The organism is Cronobacter sakazakii (assembly GCF_000982825.1).
Taxonomy (GTDB): Bacteria; Pseudomonadota; Gammaproteobacteria; order Enterobacterales; family Enterobacteriaceae; genus Cronobacter; species Cronobacter sakazakii.
The window spans coordinates 12095-28571 of record NZ_CP011050.1; the positions used below are offsets into that span (position 1 = coordinate 12095).

17 protein-coding genes are annotated in these 16477 nt (G+C 46.3%); 7 read left to right on the top strand and 10 right to left on the bottom strand.

All coding sequences use genetic code 11. The features are described from left to right. Window positions 1-1525: 1525 nt before the first annotated feature. Window positions 1526-1663, bottom strand: coding sequence for a type I toxin-antitoxin system Hok family toxin (locus tag CSK29544_RS23645; protein WP_234007531.1), 138 nt, complete (start codon window positions 1661-1663; stop codon window positions 1526-1528). After that, on the bottom strand, window positions 1602-1742 hold the full coding sequence (locus tag CSK29544_RS25045; protein ID WP_007894167.1) for a DUF5431 family protein: 141 nt from the start codon (window positions 1740-1742) through the stop codon (window positions 1602-1604). The genes CSK29544_RS23645 and CSK29544_RS25045 overlap by 62 nt, the downstream gene beginning before the upstream one ends. An 896-nt stretch (window positions 1743-2638) precedes the next feature. On the opposite strand from CSK29544_RS25045, the gene parA reads away from it, so the two are divergent. The 3 genes from parA to CSK29544_RS21830 all read left to right on the top strand — a co-directional run bounded on the left by parA (window position 2639) and on the right by CSK29544_RS21830 (window position 4885). Further along, window positions 2639-3256 (top strand): ParA family partition ATPase, encoded by a 618-nt coding sequence (gene parA / locus CSK29544_RS21820; RefSeq protein ID WP_023897704.1) that lies wholly within the window; start codon window positions 2639-2641, stop codon window positions 3254-3256. A 52-nt stretch (window positions 3257-3308) separates the two neighbouring features. Next, entirely contained in the window at window positions 3309-3548 is a 240-nt protein-coding gene (locus tag CSK29544_RS21825) for a plasmid partition protein ParG (RefSeq protein ID WP_029039442.1), read from the top strand. A 464-nt stretch (window positions 3549-4012) separates the two neighbouring features. Beyond that, window positions 4013-4885, top strand: a complete 873-nt coding sequence (locus CSK29544_RS21830; protein ID WP_023897702.1) for a RepB family plasmid replication initiator protein — start codon at window positions 4013-4015, stop codon at window positions 4883-4885. A 381-nt stretch (window positions 4886-5266) separates the two neighbouring features. On the opposite strand, the gene CSK29544_RS21840 is transcribed toward CSK29544_RS21830, so the two are convergent. The 4 genes from CSK29544_RS21840 to CSK29544_RS24090 form a co-directional block, all read right to left on the bottom strand. After that, window positions 5267-6055, bottom strand: a complete 789-nt coding sequence (locus CSK29544_RS21840) for a site-specific integrase (RefSeq protein WP_023897701.1) — start codon at window positions 6053-6055, stop codon at window positions 5267-5269. After that, a complete protein-coding gene (locus CSK29544_RS21845; RefSeq protein ID WP_023897700.1) occupies window positions 6045-6887 on the bottom strand; it encodes a hypothetical protein in 843 nt (280 codons plus the stop codon). Before CSK29544_RS21845 ends, CSK29544_RS21840 begins: the two co-directional genes overlap by 11 nt. Window positions 6888-6974: 87 nt before the next feature. Beyond that, entirely contained in the window at window positions 6975-7166 is a 192-nt protein-coding gene (locus CSK29544_RS21850; protein WP_007901142.1) for a hypothetical protein, read from the bottom strand. Window positions 7167-7291: 125 nt separating this feature from the next. Then, window positions 7292-7672, bottom strand: a complete 381-nt coding sequence (locus tag CSK29544_RS24090) for a hypothetical protein (RefSeq protein WP_072186403.1) — start codon at window positions 7670-7672, stop codon at window positions 7292-7294. An 801-nt stretch (window positions 7673-8473) separates the two neighbouring features. On the opposite strand from CSK29544_RS24090, the gene CSK29544_RS21860 reads away from it, so the two are divergent. Next, window positions 8474-9382 carry an HNH endonuclease gene (locus CSK29544_RS21860; protein ID WP_007374408.1) on the top strand — a complete coding sequence of 303 codons (909 nt, stop codon included), beginning with the start codon at window positions 8474-8476 and terminating at the stop codon, window positions 9380-9382. A 407-nt stretch (window positions 9383-9789) separates the two neighbouring features. Here the strand turns inward: CSK29544_RS21860 and copM are convergent, their stop codons facing one another. The 4 genes from copM to silR form a co-directional block, all read right to left on the bottom strand. After that, window positions 9790-10140, bottom strand: a complete 351-nt coding sequence (gene copM, locus CSK29544_RS21865) for a CopM family metallochaperone (RefSeq protein ID WP_007871800.1) — start codon at window positions 10138-10140, stop codon at window positions 9790-9792. Window positions 10141-10285: 145 nt separating this feature from the next. Further along, window positions 10286-10717: a silver-binding protein SilE gene (gene silE, locus CSK29544_RS21870; RefSeq protein WP_007871798.1), complete on the bottom strand. Its 432-nt coding sequence runs from the start codon at window positions 10715-10717 to the stop codon at window positions 10286-10288. A gap of 245 nt (window positions 10718-10962) precedes the next feature. Then, window positions 10963-12438 carry a copper/silver sensor histidine kinase SilS gene (gene silS / locus CSK29544_RS21875; protein ID WP_007374412.1) on the bottom strand — a complete coding sequence of 492 codons (1476 nt, stop codon included), beginning with the start codon at window positions 12436-12438 and terminating at the stop codon, window positions 10963-10965. Then, entirely contained in the window at window positions 12431-13111 is a 681-nt protein-coding gene (silR, locus tag CSK29544_RS21880; protein WP_000697968.1) for a copper/silver response regulator transcription factor SilR, read from the bottom strand. Before silR ends, silS begins: the two co-directional genes overlap by 8 nt. Before the next feature lie 189 nt (window positions 13112-13300). Between silR and silC the strand changes: the two genes are divergently transcribed. The 3 genes from silC to silB all read left to right on the top strand — a co-directional run bounded on the left by silC (window position 13301) and on the right by silB (window position 16474). After that, entirely contained in the window at window positions 13301-14686 is a 1386-nt protein-coding gene (silC, locus tag CSK29544_RS21885) for a Cu(+)/Ag(+) efflux RND transporter outer membrane channel SilC (protein WP_000475503.1), read from the top strand. Between the two features lie 28 nt (window positions 14687-14714). Further along, entirely contained in the window at window positions 14715-15068 is a 354-nt protein-coding gene (cusF, locus tag CSK29544_RS21890; RefSeq protein ID WP_001246153.1) for a cation efflux system protein CusF, read from the top strand. 113 nt (window positions 15069-15181) lie between these two features. Then, complete coding sequence (gene silB / locus CSK29544_RS21895) at window positions 15182-16474, top strand: Cu(+)/Ag(+) efflux RND transporter periplasmic adaptor subunit SilB (protein ID WP_001485328.1); 1293 nt, start codon at window positions 15182-15184, stop codon at window positions 16472-16474. Window positions 16475-16477: the final 3 nt, after the last annotated feature.

Genomic DNA, 16477 nt, shown 5'->3' on the forward strand with positions numbered 1-16477 from the left:
TCGGGTTGTGTGATAGTTTTAGCTTACACCTACCTACCGACGAAACTTTTTCACCATATGTAGCTGAAATTAAAGATTTAATCTGCAAGACAACGTCTTGCGTGGGGTGTGATGTTTTAAGGGTGAGGTAAAGCGCGGCCTGATATAATCTTTTGCTAGTGCAAAAGATTATTTTTGATATGATTAACATCTGCATCTGAAGCGCCCCCTGCGTGTTTGTAAGGCGTTTCTTTTCTGATTAGGTTGTTTTCTTAGTGTTTTTTATGTAAGGCTCTACTGGCTTGATAAATACCACTCTGATTTCAGGCAGTCCCGCTCGTTTGTTCGTTCCAAACATATAATTTCCGCGAACGTATCCCACAACGAAAAGTAGAAAATTGGCAATATCTAATCGAAACAACAAAAGATGCCCATCAGGATGAAGTTTGGCTGAGAAAATTAAGCTTTAGGAGTGGTCACATCAAAACTTTCAAACATACGATTAACTGCCATGTTTTTCTTGCCTTTTAAAGGGCAAGAGGATTATACTAAGTTTGTCACGCGTACAGATGGCCTCGTTGGTTAATTGAAAAGTTACCTTCGAGGCCTTTTTATTTATGCCTGATGACGCTTCATACATCATATAAACGTCATGAAGCGAGAAATTACTTTAAAAAAGATTTCAATTTTCACATGCCATTTCCTCATAAATAACAACATAAATACAGACGTACACGATCACGACAAATAATTCACGCAAAAACAAATAAACGCATGGTGAAGCAAAAGACACAACCTATAAAATAACGATAATACCAACAATCACACCGCAAAGAGTTCTTTTATAAAGACGCACCTTTTTTTAAACATACGCTCCCCCATAAAAAACACAAAAGTATAAAGTGAAAGTAGCAAAAATAAATACAACAAAAGAACCTATAGACTTACAAAAAACTACTAATTATTTTCATTAAGTGCAAAAGACTATCAAGTGAGAAAAGTGTAAATTTAACCACGAAAGAAATTATTATTACTTACCTGCCCCCCGATTATTGGATACAACCGTCAAATAGTAGTGTCGTTTTGTTAACCTTCTGGTTAGCGTTCTATTCAGCCTGCTGCAAAAATTCAAAAGGCACATGATAATTCAACGAAGAATGAGGGTTTACTGATAAGCCGCCATCAATAACATTTTCCGACATACTGTTAATTGTAGGATTTACATCTACTTATTGTTGTCGGGGACGCGCCAGTCAAGAACCTGATTAATGATGACTAGTTTATCTTCATCTTACACTGATATTTCAGCGTAGCCTGTACAAATAATCGCTAAACGCCCGCAGGCAACATTAGAACTTTGATGGCGTAAATATTTTCATCAGCTTTATATAAACCCCTGCCTGCAGAGCCTGCCGACGGGCTTCACCGGCCTGTATGCAGAAAAAAGGGCTGCCAGCCTGAACTGACAGCCCCTTATAAAGGCGCTCGTGGCAATGCAATCCAACATCTTCTCTGAAAAGGCGGGGTTTTCCCCGCCTCCAGATTGCTACTTACCGGATTCGTAAGCCAGAAACGCAGCGAACTCCCTTTGCCCGTCCTTCAGTCGTAATTCACAGAGCGAATTACGCGTCAGTAATGTGAATATCAACAGCGTTAAACATACGGTTAATACGCACCAGAACAGAGTGCTTCGCGGCAGTTTCATGGCCTTCTTCTCCTTGCCTTACGGCGGGTAAGAGGCTATCCTGATGTTGTTCAAGCATGCAGATGGCCTCGTTGGTTAATTGAAAAATTACCTTCGGGGCTTTCTTCTTTCTGCCTCACAACAATGTTACACACCACGTGAACGTCATGAGACAAAAAGCCTCAAGCGCCACGGGCATTATATCCCCATGTCGATTATCTGCCCAGGACTAACAGTCCTTAAGCCTGTATAAACGCTCACCATTTTCCTCGGTCATTCTTTTCCTAATATTCCCAGAACCTCATGAATCATAGCGGCGCGCTATTCACTTTAACGTAGGCTGCGGGCACGCAAAGGTGAAGCTGGTATTGTGTCGCCAAACACGGGTTCGAGAGGCGACCCAATCCAGATGCTCCGTATGAGCGTTAGATAAACCTACGTCAGGACACATCAAGGCTGGCTGTATCGTGTCGTGGTTGTAGATTTGTTCTCAGTAAGATTATCGGTTGGTTAATGCACTACAGATGACGGTGTAACTCCCAGTATGGCCGATCAGTTCAGAGTTCCACCCTTATGTAGGTGCTGACATAACTATCAATTTTCATCGTACGAAACTACATTACTCATCTACTCAAAAACTCAAATGAGTTGAAATAATGATTTATAATGTTTCCGCAGATGCTCTATGGCTACAGTTGTAACCATGGGGCCTGTGTCGTCGTCTTCAGATACCCCTTAAGGCACCATCGTCCCTTCACTGGCATAGCTAGTAGCCAAACATCGCTATGCGCGTTTCTATGGATATTGATTCTGTGTCCGACCGTAGGCGGATAAATTTGTATCTAAGCCTCATACTCATATGAGTAAATACACATAATTTCATTTACACATTTTCCTTTATGCTTTAAACTGCTTACGTAAAAACTCATTACAGTAAATACTCATAAACTCATATGAGTAAAATGTGAGGTATAAATGAAAGTAATATCGTTTTTGAATCCAAAAGGTGGGAGCGGTAAAACTACTGTCACAATTAACGTCAGTACGAGCATTGCTAAGCGACATCGTGTGGCTGTTGTAGACACCGATCCGCAGCAAAGCCTTGCAAACTGGAACAAGGCTGAAAAAGCGAACTTTGACGTATTCACTGCAGCATCAGAAAAGGATGTTTATACAATAAGAAAAGAACTTGCAGATTATGACTATGTCATCATTGATGGAGCAGGTGCGCTTTCTGTAATTACTGCCGCTGCAGTTATGGTCAGCGATCTGGTTATCATTCCAGTGACACCGTCACCATTGGATTTTTCAGCTTCTGGTGCAGTTATAAGTGTGCTGGAAGCTCAGTCATATAGCAGACCTGTTGAGTGCCGTTTCCTTATTACACGCAAAATCGAGCAAGCTACGATGCTTAGTGTTCTGCGTGAGAGCATCGCTGCAACAGGAATTCCTTCTTTAAAAACGTCTATTACGCAAAGACAGAGCTATGTGAAATCTGTTCTTGATGGCGAAACGGTGTTTGATACTAATGACGGAGCTGCCAAAGGTGAGATAGAAGTGCTTGCAGGTGAGATCCTTAAATTAATTGATTAAATACACATTTACACATAAACTCAAATGAGTAAATTTGTGCTGGAGTGTTGTTATGAGCTTAGTAAAACAGAACCGTAATCAGACTGCCTCACCTCGGGTTATGACCTTCGGTGAAAACAGGGATTTAGATAAAGTTATATCAGCCCAACCATCGGGCATACAGAAACGCGTCAATTTCAATATGGCAGAAGAAAAACATCAGAGATTAAAAGCCGCATGTGCCCGAAAAGGCGCTTCTATTTCAGATGTAATGAATGATCTCGTTGATTCGTGGTTAAAAGATAATGAGTAAGTGAGTTTTTACTCATTAACTCAAATGTTCTTTCTTAAGCGAATGATTACTTTAGTTGGCTAAATGAAACATCTATAGGTGATGGGCGTTTGGTTTGTAGGCTTGATACAAAGTGTAATCGTACTTGGCTGCTAACCAGTATAGGGCCTCAAGATAGGTGTTAGCGTGTACGCACGTAGCAAGATTTATAGCCATATGATCACGTAGTACTTTATCCACATATTCACCTGATAGATCAATTGATCAGATCATTATATAGATCATTACAGTTCAATAGAGATCACCTTATCTGTAACTCACTGTTTTATATTAAATAAATAGCGATCACGGCGGTTATTTTCATAAGCCGGGCGGTTACTTTCATAGTTAAGGCGTTTACTTTCATAACGTAGGCGGTTATTTTCATAAGTTAAATGCGGTTACTTTCATAAAGACAGCTGCTTTTACTCACTGGATGTGGATAAATGGAAAATTCTGAAGCGCAGCAAAGTCCTTTTGCGATCAAAAAGAAAGAGTCAGGGGAGAGTTATGAGCTGACGCCGAACAGTAACAAAACTGTTCAGCCTGTGGCTTTGTTACGCCTCAGTGTGTTCACTCCGGTATCTCCAAAAGAGAAGGGAAAACGTGATTTTCTTATTGATGCGTCGGAAGAACTTTCAAGCCTGGAAGTTGCGCGGCAGGAAGGGTACACCAATATCAAAATCCAGGGGGCTAAGCTCGGTATGTCAACCGACTTTAAGACTTGGATCGGGATTATTTCAGCGTTCTCCAAGTATGGTTATACCTCCGACAAAATTTGTCTACCTTTCTCAGAGTTCGCAAGGATGTGCGGTCTGAGACCAACCGACATCAATGGCCGAGCCAGAAATCGATTAAGCGAATCTCTTTTTAACCTGTCTAGCGTGACTCTTTCGTTTCGCAGCCAGGATGGCAAGCGCAGCCTTGTAACCCACCTTGTCCAACGTGCGCAACTTGATATGGAAACGAATGAAGTTGAGATAGTTGGAGATCCGAGTCTATGGGAGCTATATCGCTATGATCATAAGGTTTTACTCGGACTGAAAGCGCTGTCAGCATTATCCCGTAAGGAATCAGCCCAATCCCTTTATGTCTATTTCGAAAGTATGCCTGCCGGTACGTTGTATGTCTCCATGAAGCGGCTGCGTGAAAGGCTTGCAATGGAATCTCAGGTAAAGGACCAGAATGCAACTATACGGCGCGCGATGAAGGATTTAAAAAGCATTGGTTATCTTGATTACACAGAAACCAAAAAGGGTAGGGAAATCATGTTCATTGTTCACTCTCGATCGCCGCGCCTTACGTTGCCAGTAGCGTGAAGGCGGTCACATTCATAAACTGTTTGAAAGCGGCTGCATTCATACTTTTGATTGTTTAAAAGCGGTTGCTTTCATAAGGTACTCATCTTTTGATAGCCTGAAGGCATTGATGACAAGGGGATAGCCTAAATTTCATGAATAAAGAGGTGCCTGAAGTCAGGCGATCTTATGAAAGTAGCCGCTTGTTATGAACGCAGCGAGCTATTTATGAAAGTAACCACCTTGTTGGAGGCTGAGTTAACGCCCAGCCAGAAGCCAAACCGTTCTGATCGTCAGGAGAGATATATAATAGCGGTTATATTCATAATGACATTGCGCTAGATGAAGTCTGGCCTGTTATACCGTCAAAGCCTTGTTTTGTTCACATAGCGCAAAATTTAGCTATCTGATTTTCAACATTGCAACAGCATCAGTTTCTGCCATTGAAAATTGAACCCTATGCCGTGCGGCGACATCCAGCGCAAAAACTTTCGTGTATACCTCCGTCGAGCTTACCGATTTATGCCCCATCAGACTCTGTAGTACCTTCAGCGGAATGCCGGCGTACAGCATGTGCATGGCGTAGGAATGCCGGAACGTGTGCGGTGTCACCGGCACCGAGAACGTGACACCATCAGCGGCAGCGGCATCGACGGCCTCATTAATCCACGTGCGTACGGTGCGGTCGGTGATTTCCCAGATACGCGCTTTTTCAATTCTGCCGGTACGCTTGTTGCGGTGCTCTAGCGGAATTTTCAGGGTGGCCACCATCATCTGCAGTTGGCTGACGTAATGCTGATCTGACAGTGGCACCAGGCGATGCGCCTGGCTGCCGGCCGGTGCCCGACCTGCCGTCCGCGCAGCTTTCTCCGCGCGCTGTTTAAGGGTTGCCAGCTGAACGAAAGGCAGGGATGACGTCAGCGAGAAATCACTCCGGGTAAGCGCCAGCGCCTCGTTAATGCGCGCGCCGGTGTTCCAGAGGGTTGCCAGCAGCATCTTGCGGTGCAGATCCGGCACATAGTGGAGCAGGGCGCTGACCTCCGGTGCCAGCAGGTATTTCGGCAGTTCATCCTGAACGAGCGCCATCTGACGCAGCGCCAGCGCGGCCGGATAATCGATGGCGACGGGTAACGATACCGCCTGCGACGACAGGGCGGGATAGTTGTTCATGGTCACGTAGTTATCCTTCATGATCTTCTGAAAGGGGATGGTCTTTTTGCTTACGGAGCCTGCCTGCAGCGATTGCCTTCGCCTGATGGACTAGCCTAGACAGCAGCGTAAACGGGGCGCGAATACCCCTTATAAGCAGCATATGGGGCTGCAGGCGGGTGAGACGTGCGATCTCCTCTCTGCTGACCTTAAGGGCATTGTCTTTGGCCTCAATCGTCAGCCTGTACCGGTCAATGGCCTGAGTCAGTGTATGCACGCCCTTTTGCAGCAGAACGACATCCGGCTTCGCACCACGGCCTGCCGGCAGTTGCAGTTCGTTCACGCTCAGGGGAAGCGACGTCCTGCTGCCGGGCGCAAAGCGGAAACCCAGACCGTGCCAGAAGTGGTCACGCCGGGCGTGGTTTTCCACATCCTTCTCATCGACGGGTGCCGTCCTGATCGGTTTTACAGGCGTACCCGGTGGCAGGACTTTTGCCCAGCTGACCAGCTGCTGCATAACCCACGATCCGAGCCCGCGCCCCCGCAGTTCGAATGGCAGCATAAAGTCACTGTTGGTCAGGTTCAGCTCGGTGGTGTTGTCATAGGGATTGATGGTGTAACGCGCCAGAAAAGATTTTTCCTGATGCCAGCCACCTCCCCGCCAGTAGAGTTTCAGCTCACAGTCACAGTGCACCAGGCGTCGGGGGCAGCGGTCATCCATGCCCGAGGGAAAATAGACGTCCTTTACGGTTCGGATAGCCACAAGAGTTAGGGGCCGGAACTGGTGCGTTCCGTCCTGCTTTGCCGGCAGGGTGATCAGCCAGGCATTTTCGTCTGCGCGGTATCGTGGTGTCGCGGAGGGCGAATCAATCATGATCAGGTATAATCCCGATGGTTACTGAAGGCAGATATTTCCGGAATTAAAGCCGCCAGCCGCCAGCCGGAATGCGGCGGCACTGGATTAAATCTTAATGGGCCTGCCATGGAGACGTTCCTGAGATTGTTTATCTTCTGCGGCGCGCTTTTCATTAAGAACCTTGTCGGCGGCCGCGTTGACTTCTCTTTTACGGGCCAGGGTATGGATCTGCCAGTTCGCAATTATGGCAACGGTGCCGCCAAGCACACCGCCCACCAATGAGGAGAGCAGGGGCATCCATAGGGTAATCCCCTGAACGGTTGTGTTTGCTGTTTCTGCCGTACCTTATACATCCACCATGATTATGCTCCTTATCTTTCAGCCTGGCCCTGGAACATTAATTACTGTGCTGAACGGGCGCTTCAGAGGCGTTTCTTCTCGCTCTTTTTTATCGCAGTATTTTTAAGCTCTTTATCGAGGAAGGCCTTTTCCTGCCGGGCTCTTTGCTGGGCAATTGCACACATAAGACGATCGAGGCGTTCTTTAACCGGCTGATTAGCGAATGTCCCGCTGAGCGTCTTCGGCGGGGGGCCTCCCGGCTTTTGCCTGGCCTGGGGATTTTCATGTAGCTGCCCTTTCGAATTCACTCCGGCAAGCACGATACTGTCCCCGTTAACCACCACGCGATGAGATGCTCCTGTTTCTTTATCGGGGATATCGACGATCCAGACTTCGTCGGTATCGTAGTTCCCAGCAATCATCTCTCTAATCAGGACAACCGTCTCGTCCGTCAGTAAATTCATATTGTCCAACCAACCATGATGTTTACTATATAAAAGCAAATAGTAATCCAAGTTAATATAACATAGATAAATTACCGGACGGCCGTTCTTGTATGATCCGATTTTTTCCGTATTTACGCTTTTCCGGAAGTGTACCACGTTCATTATCTTAACGCTGCGGCGGTATCTGCGGCTGCGCGCCGCGTCACGGAACGGGGGATAACACAACATATGGATTAAAAGGCAGCTGACGGAGAGGCATATCTTGTGTTTCCGGGCGTCTGCCCGGTGGGGCGGTGTGCGCAGATCCGCCTCTGCCTTTTTTCGGATCCCGGATGACAAAACGCATGATATTTCCTGTAAATGCAATTATTCATAACATTTATATTCATATATGTTAAAAGTGCGAAATTAGCATCAGTTGTTGGTTATTATTAAGATTTCAGCAACAAACCGTATCCCACCCGCTTCGTTAAAAAAACCGAAGGTCATCAGAAGCGCTCACTGATCGTTCCGGGCTGAGACGGTGGCAGCGTCACGGGTAATGTCTCTATTTTATTGGTCGTGAGGAAGGCCGGATAATGGCCAAACTAAGAAGCCATAGCATTGGGGGCAGCCTGCTGATCTGGTATGATCGAGCAGAGGCTCATCTCAATGAGCAATCCCCGCAACAAATTTTTTCGGGGTGCAACAGACCCTTTAGTGCCCAGGCCTGAAAAAAAAGAAAGCACGGTCTCTGAGAGACTACGGTCCTTACGCAACCATACCGGTTAGCGAGCTTTATATTTTCATTATGACTATCTGTATAACAGGGGAATGAATGTGATTAAAAAAATATGCGAAGTGATTGATGGAGAGTATGTCTGTGACATTGATATCAGTGTGGAAGAATGGAAAACTTTATTAACAAATGATAAAGTTTTTGACACAAAAAGTATTGCAGCGTTAAAAAAATGGTTTATTGAGCCAAATCATTCCTGCACATGCTTCGATATTGGTAAGAAGTACGACCTGCACAGCATGAGTGCTAATGGAGTCATAAACGGACTGGGTGGCAGAGTTCAAAAAGAACTTGGTAGATTCGAGGTTAAAGGTGTCGGAAATATCGCATCCGGTACAAAATTCATTACCGTAATGAAGAGTAAAGAAATCGGCGGAAAACCCAAAAGAAACTTATGGACAATTCGTGAGGAACTTGTTCAGGCAATTAACGAACTGGATTTTTTTGGTACAACAGAAATGGCCAGCAGTGAGTATTACTCTGACGATGAGTTGATCAATGCCATAGAGAAAAGCAATATCTTTGACAACGTTCAGACGTTTGAATATACAGGGGAAGCCAAACCAAAGAAAAATGCAATAGAAGTAAAAAATGGCCTCTCGTATCCCAGGAGTAAAGGCGTATCCCAAAATGCGCTGAATAAAGCAGGTTACAGATGTGAAGTCGATAGTGACCACCCAACATTCAGAAGGCGAAATTCATCCTTAAATTACACAGAACCTCATCACATTGTACCTATGTCCAGGCAAGATGCTTTTGACACATCTCTTGATGTTGAAGAAAATATCATATCTCTGTGTTGCAATTGCCATAAACAAATTCACCTTGGTCAGGGTTATGAAGATATGCTGAAAGAAATATACACTGCGCGAAAAAGGTTATTAAAAAAAGTTGGTATTGATATATCACTGGAAAACTTGATTCTTTATTACAAAATGGAAAGTAAGTGAGATTCAAACGAGAGTGATACCTTCGTTTTATTGGTCGGGATGAACAGCAGATGATGTTTCCGGCAAGTATCGGGTCCAGAAACTTTCTGTTAAAAAAGAGGTAAAAGTAGTCTTGAGCCCTGACTGCGAATTGCCATTGCGCATGACCAGAGAACAGGACGAACCCCTGCCAAACCCAGGCATGAGAAACACCTTTAAAACATAGACTTAATTAAAATCAGCAATTCCCATCGAAATAATAAGCAAGCAGAATTGGCTCAGGTGAATTTCACTCGGTGCAGTGCATGCGTTGGGGGGGGTAAAAGGAAAAACCCGAAATGAATCGGGTTTTGATTAATTAACGATTAACAGGTTCCCGTGCCCGGGAACACTCTGACTGTACGCGCAATATATTATTTCCGCAATCATTATTTTTGATTACCAAGCCATTTATTCATCTGCTCAATTTCACCTTTTTGAGCTTTAATGATGTCCTGCGCGAGCTTTCTCATTTCCGGATCTTTTCCGTATTTTAGCTCGGTCTCAGCCATTGCTATTGCCCCTTCATGGTGTGCTACCATGCCTTTCGCAAAAGCCTTGTCGGGATCGGACTCTTTTACAGCGGCCATCATTTTGTCATGCATACCTTTCATGCCGGACATATATTCCTGTGACGATGCCGATGAGGATATATCTGACATTTTCATTTCTGAATGTTCTGCGGAAATCGCTGGCAGGGATAACATCAGTATAACAAAAAGCGAATTTGTGATTTTCATATAATAAACCCTTTCAGATGGTTACCGGATAAGTTTAGCTGAGTCAGACAAAAAAGCCCCCTGAAGGGGGCAAAAAATAACAACATATCCGTATAAGGGACAATCTATCAAGGAAAGGGTAACCGCACGGAAACTTCAGTTGTCATCAGCCCGCATTGATCATGCGGCGGTGTGCATCAGCCATAGCCTGATGGGGGCCGGACTGACCGTTATTCGTAAATTCATGGGCAACAGCTGCTCTTTCATGTTCATTCATCGCCGCAAACGAAGTCGCCGGACGGGAAGCGTTAACGGTGCCAGCTCCCATCATCTTCTGATGACTTTCCGCCATTTTTTTATGTGCATCTGCTGAACCATTGTTCATGGTTTCATGAACAATAATAGCCTGTTCATGCTGATCCATACCGGCCATCCGTGGAGCTGCCCCCTGGATGGCGGCTGGAGTTGAAGAAGACTGCATCTGATGGGCCGGAGCCTGAGCATTATTGACACGCTCATGGATATTTACAGTTTCAGTGGCCCAGGCCGTAGAAATTAAGCTCAAACCTAACACTGATGCTAAGACGATATTTTTCATGGTAACTCTCCATTTCTGAATTAGTGATGTCCGTGAATTTCGATCTGTGTCCTCAGTAGTACAACTGACAACTCTACAGACCTTATTCCGCCGGGATGAGGCTTTAATACAACTCCTGGCTTGTGCTGATGCCGTGTATGGATGAAGTAATAATGCCTTCCTGATAAGTTGCACTAATTATATCGAATGGCTTCTGTTTGCTGCATGACAGGCTAATGACATCTTTGTCATTTAAATCTTTATTCTCAGTACTGGGTTTCCGGAATCATTTTCTCCAGTCTGGGCACGGATAGGATAAAACGAGTTGAACGTACGTCCGATTCCACCTGCACTCTTCCGTGATGTGCTTCCACGATGGACTTCACAATCGCAAGGCCGATGCCGCTGCCTTCTCCTTTTCGTTGTCTGGACGGATCTACCCGATAAAAACGGTCAAACAGCCTTGATAAATGCTCTTCAGGGATTGGTTTCCCCGGATTTTCAATCACAAGGTCAAAAAAGCTCTCCTGCTCTCTTATTGAGACGGTGATTGCCTGTCCCTCCGGGGTATAACGCAGGGCATTGGATAACAGATTATTGATCGCCCTTCTGAACATTTGTGGATCTCCCTCAACCAGGCAGGGCATCCCGTTAAATTTGAGCGTGATATTGCGTTCTTCGGCCCAGGCTTCGAAAAACTCGAAGACTTTCATGACTTCCGCTCTGAGGTCAAACATGACCCTGTCAGGTATCAGCTGATTATTATCTGCCTGTGCCAGGAACAGCATATCGCTGACCATTTTGGTCATCCGGTTATACTCTTCAAGACTGGAATAGAGGACATCCTCAAGTTCCCTCTGTGTTCGATCCTGACTCAGTGCGATTTCAGTCTGCGTCACCAGATTGGTGATGGGCGTTCTGATCTCATGCGCGATATCGGCAGAGAAATTGGCCTGGCGGGTAAAGACATCCTCAATCTTTCCAATCATATGATTGAACGAGATAACCAGTTGCTCCAGCTCAATGGGAACGCGTGTCGGTTCCAGTCGCGCATCAAGATTCTCGGAGGTGATGTTTTTAATGGCATTGCTGACATTACGAAGGGGCAGGTGCCCCTGACGGACAGCGATTCGAATGATCAGAACAATCAACAGGCTTATCACGACGGCAATCGCAATCAGGTTCTTTTTCAGCGCATCGAGGTAATGGAGATGGAAATTAATGGATAGGCCAGTCAGCATGACATAGTTCTGCTGTTTGCCCTGAAATATCGCCTGACCAGAGGAGGCGATAATCCTGTATGTTTCCATCTTCATTTCGGACCCGGTATCCATCGGTCCCGCAGGATCCTCCACCGTCCAGAGAAAGACATCCCGTGCGCGGCTGTGCTCGCTAAAATCTGCTGAATTCACTGCCGGGCGTAGTGCCGCCCCCTGAGCTGAGCTAAAGAGCACTTCACCCCTGGGATTGAGGAGCAAAAGGGCAACGTTGCGGTAGCTGGCAATTGATTCCTTTATTTTGCTTATTTTTTTATCATCCGGATCCACCGGGGACTGCAGTATACGGTTCAGTGTGGTGCTGATTTGTTGAAGATCGCTGACATCCTGCTCGGCAAAATGATTTTCAACAGAATGCAGCATAAACCAGGTGAAGGCGATAAAAGCCAGTATCGTGGACAGGCTGATAAAAAAGGTCAGCCGCAGAGCGAGTGAGAAAGGGCGTCTGGAAGGTTTGCTATGCATCCGGGACCTCCAGCATGTAGCCCACGCCCCGGACTGTCTGGATCAGCTTTGTCTCGTAATCGTTGTCTATTTTAGCGCGGAGTCGCTTTACTGCGACATCGATTGCATTAGTGTCGCTGTCAAAATTCATGTCCCAGACCTGAGAGGCAATCAGGGAGCGGGGAAGAACCTCTCCCTGATGGCGAATGAAGAATTCCAGCAGGCTGAACTCTTTACTGGTGAGCACAATGCGGTTTCCGGCGCGACTGACTTTTCTGGATACGAGATCAATCGAGAGGTCAGCCACCTTAAACTGGCTTTCCGTGATCATCGTGTTTCCCCGCCTCAGAAGGGTTCTCACCCGGGCGAGCAGTTCGGCAAACGCAAAGGGTTTAACCAGATAATCGTCCGCACCCAGTTCCAGTCCTTTGACCCTATGTTCGATCGTGCCGAGGGCTGTCAGCAGTAAGACCGGCATACCCTTTCCGGCAGTGCGCAGCATGCGGATGATATCCCAGCCGTTCACATCAGGTAGCATGATATCCAGAATGACTAAATCATACTCGGCTGTCATGGCGAGATGATATCCGGTAAGACCATTATCAGCGTGATCCACTACGAACCCTGCCTCTGTAAGCCCTTTGCTGAGATATTCACCTGTTTTAATTTCGTCTTCGACGATCAATATTTTCATCTTGCTCCCCGGCTGGCTGCTAATGTCATTCTATTGCGCCCACGATCGTTATCAACGGATTACAGCAAAAATGACAACATTGTCATTATCCTGTCACTCGGCAAACAGAGAGCGTTAGGTAAAGTACCCCTATCAATACTCTGGACTTCATTTGAACCATTTACCAGGTCTGCCTGGACGAGAAGCGTTATGTTCAAATTAAAATTACTCAGCATTAGCACGATATTCATCCTGGCAGGCTGCGTGTCGCTTGCGCCTGAATATCAGCGGCCCGCAGCACCGGTACCCCAGCAGTTTTCACTGTCCCATAACAGCCTGACGCCAGCGGTAAATGGCTATCAGGATACGGGCTGGCGTAACTTTTTTGTCGATCCCCAGGTTACCCGGTTGATCGGTGAAGCTCTGACTAATAACCGTGATTTGAGAATGGCTGCCCTGAAGGTTGAAGAGGCCCGAGCCCAGTTCAACGTCACGGATGCAGATCGTTATCCCCAGCTGAATGCCTCATCCGGGATAACATACAGCGGTGGTCTGAAAGGTGACAAGCCGACCACACAGGAGTACGACGCGAGACTGGAGCTCAGCTATGAGCTCGATTTTTTCGGCAAACTTAAGAACATGAGTGATGCTGACCGCCAGAACTACTTTGCCAGCGAAGAAGCCCGTCGGGCCGTACACATCCTGCTGGTCTCCAACGTTTCACAGAGCTATTTCAGCCAGCAACTGGCGTACGAACAACTCCGTATTGCGCGGGAAACGCTGAAAAATTATGAACAGTCCTATGCTTTCGTTGAGCAACAGCTCGTGACCGGGAGTACGAACGTTCTGGCACTTGAACAGGCGAGAGGACAAATCGAAAGTACCCGCGCCGAAATAGCCAAACGAGAAGGCGATCTGGCTCAGGCAAACAATGCCCTGCAACTGGTGCTGGGAACGTACCGCGCACTTCCGTCAGAAAAAGGGATGAAAGGCGGGGAGATCGCACCAGTAAAATTGCCACCAAATCTATCTTCACAAATTTTGCTGCAGCGACCGGATATTATGGAAGCGGAATATCAGCTGAAAGCGGCTGATGCCAATATTGGCGCAGCGCGAGCGGCCTTTTTCCCCTCAATTACCCTGACCAGTGGTCTTTCCGCAAGCAGTACGGAGCTGTCAAGCCTGTTTACGTCAGGAAGTGGAATGTGGAATTTTATCCCTAAAATTGAAATTCCTATTTTTAATGCTGGCAGGAATAAAGCCAATCTGAAGCTGGCTGAAATTCGCCAGCAACAATCGGTGGTTAATTACGAACAAAAAATTCAGTCAGCCTTTAAGGATGTTTCCGACACGCTTGCGCTGCGCGACAGCCTTAGCCAGCAACTTGAGTCACAGCAGCGTTATCTTGATTCACTTCAGATAACTCTCCAGCGTGCCAGAGGATTATATGCAAGTGGTGCTGTCAGTTACATCGAAGTGCTGGATGCAGAACGTTCCCTCTTCGCTACGCAGCAAACCATTCTCGATCTTACCTATTCCCGACAGGTTAACGAAATTAATCTGTTTACCGCGCTGGGTGGCGGTTGGGTAGAGTAAATTTATTTAATTAATCAGGAAATTAAAAATGCGTAATTCACTTAAAGCCGTTTTATTTGGTGCCTTCTCTGTCATGTTTTCTGCCGGTCTTCATGCTGAAACACATCAGCATGGCGATATGAATGCTGCCAGTGATGCTTCGGTACAGCAGGTTATCAAGGGCACCGGTGTCGTTAAAGACATTGATATGAATAGTAAAAAGATTACCATTTCGCACGAAGCAATCCCTGCTGTGGGCTGGCCTGCAATGACCATGCGCTTCACTTTTGTTAATGCAGACGACGCTATCAATGCCCTGAAAACCGGCAACCATGTCGATTTCTCGTTTATTCAGCAGGGCAATATCTCCTTACTCAAAAGCATTAACGTTACGCAATCCTGATTATCAGTCCGGAGCGAATACATCCAGTGCGCCTGAACATTCATTAAGGGATTACTGTGAATGAATGATCGGGCGCATATGCCAGGTGTTTTGATTTTTCAGCGAGAAATTGTATGGCTTCTTTAAAGATAAAATATGCTGCAATAATTATCAGCAGCCTCATAGCAGGAGGGCTGATATCGGTTACTGCCTGGCAGTATGTAAACTCATCACAAAAAACAGTACAAACCGAACAAAAGGCACCGGAGCGAAAGGTACTTTTCTGGTATGACCCGATGAAACCGGATACCAAATTTGATAAACCCGGAAAATCTCCCTTTATGGATATGGACCTGGTGCCAAAATATGCTGATGAAAGCGGCGATAAAAGCAGTGGCGGGATCCGTATCGATCCAACGCAGGTTCAGAATCTGGGATTAAAAACGCAAAAAGTCACGCGAGGAATGCTGAATTATTCTCAGACAATCCCGGCTAATGTCAGTTACAACGAGTATCAGTTTGTCATTGTGCAGGCGCGCTCTGACGGTTTCGTCGAAAAAGTGTATCCCCTGACGATTGGCGATCATGTGAAGAAAGGCACTCCGCTTATCGATATCACCATTCCTGAATGGGTTGAGGCACAAAGTGAGTTCCTGCTGTTATCCGGTACAGGCGGTACGTCAACCCAGATAAAAGGGGTTCTGGAGCGACTTCGTCTAGCTGGTATGCCGGAAGAGGATATTCAAAGGCTGCGTTCAACCCGCACAATCCAGACCCGTTTTACCATTAAAGCACCTATTGATGGTGTCATTACTGCGTTTGACCTGCGCACCGGAATGAATATTTCGAAAGATAAAGTAGTGGCTCAGATTCAGGGGATGGACCCGGTCTGGATCAGCGCTGCAGTGCCAGAATCTATCGCATATCTGCTGAAAGATACGTCGCAGTTTGAAATTTCGGTACCGGCTTATCCGGATAAAACATTCCATGTCGAAAAATGGAACATTCTTCCCAGCGTGGATCAGACAACCCGTACGCTTCAGGTCCGTCTCCAGGTTTCTAATAAGGATGAGTTTCTCAAGCCGGGCATGAATGCCTATCTGAAACTGAATACCAAGAGCCAGGAGATGCTGCTGATACCAAGCCAGGCCGTTATCGATACCGGCAAAGAACAGCGCGTGATTACTGTTGATGATGAAGGCAAGTTTGTGCCGAAACAGATCCACGTTCTGCATGAATCACAGCAACAGTCCGGCATTGGCTCCGGCCTGAATGAAGGCGATACCGTGGTGGTCAGTGGCCTGTTCCTCATTGACTCCGAAGCCAATATTACGGGCGCGCTGGAACGTATGCGCCACCCTGAAAAAACAGAAAACAGTATGCCAGCAATGTCTGAGCAGCCTGTAAATATGCATTCAGGGCACTGAGGA

What these genes read in the sequence shown, in the direction of transcription:
- silR (WP_000697968.1), bottom strand. Translation starts at nt 13,111, where the DNA reads ATGAAAATATTGATCGTCGAAGACGAAATTAAAACAGGTGAATATCTC.
- CSK29544_RS25045 (WP_007894167.1), bottom strand. Translation starts at nt 1,742, where the DNA reads ATGCTTGAACAACATCAGGATAGCCTCTTACCCGCCGTAAGGCAAGGA.
- silC (WP_000475503.1), top strand. Translation starts at nt 13,301, where the DNA reads ATGTTCAAATTAAAATTACTCAGCATTAGCACGATATTCATCCTGGCA.
- copM (WP_007871800.1), bottom strand. Translation starts at nt 10,140, where the DNA reads ATGAAAATCACAAATTCGCTTTTTGTTATACTGATGTTATCCCTGCCA.
- CSK29544_RS21830 (WP_023897702.1), top strand. Translation starts at nt 4,013, where the DNA reads ATGGAAAATTCTGAAGCGCAGCAAAGTCCTTTTGCGATCAAAAAGAAA.
- CSK29544_RS21850 (WP_007901142.1), bottom strand. Translation starts at nt 7,166, where the DNA reads ATGCCCCTGCTCTCCTCATTGGTGGGCGGTGTGCTTGGCGGCACCGTT.
- parA (WP_023897704.1), top strand. Translation starts at nt 2,639, where the DNA reads ATGAAAGTAATATCGTTTTTGAATCCAAAAGGTGGGAGCGGTAAAACT.
- silS (WP_007374412.1), bottom strand. Translation starts at nt 12,438, where the DNA reads ATGCATAGCAAACCTTCCAGACGCCCTTTCTCACTCGCTCTGCGGCTG.
- cusF (WP_001246153.1), top strand. Translation starts at nt 14,715, where the DNA reads ATGCGTAATTCACTTAAAGCCGTTTTATTTGGTGCCTTCTCTGTCATG.
- CSK29544_RS21840 (WP_023897701.1), bottom strand. Translation starts at nt 6,055, where the DNA reads ATGAAGGATAACTACGTGACCATGAACAACTATCCCGCCCTGTCGTCG.
- CSK29544_RS24090 (WP_072186403.1), bottom strand. Translation starts at nt 7,672, where the DNA reads ATGAATTTACTGACGGACGAGACGGTTGTCCTGATTAGAGAGATGATT.
- silE (WP_007871798.1), bottom strand. Translation starts at nt 10,717, where the DNA reads ATGAAAAATATCGTCTTAGCATCAGTGTTAGGTTTGAGCTTAATTTCT.
- silB (WP_001485328.1), top strand. Translation starts at nt 15,182, where the DNA reads ATGGCTTCTTTAAAGATAAAATATGCTGCAATAATTATCAGCAGCCTC.
- CSK29544_RS21825 (WP_029039442.1), top strand. Translation starts at nt 3,309, where the DNA reads ATGAGCTTAGTAAAACAGAACCGTAATCAGACTGCCTCACCTCGGGTT.
- CSK29544_RS21845 (WP_023897700.1), bottom strand. Translation starts at nt 6,887, where the DNA reads ATGATTGATTCGCCCTCCGCGACACCACGATACCGCGCAGACGAAAAT.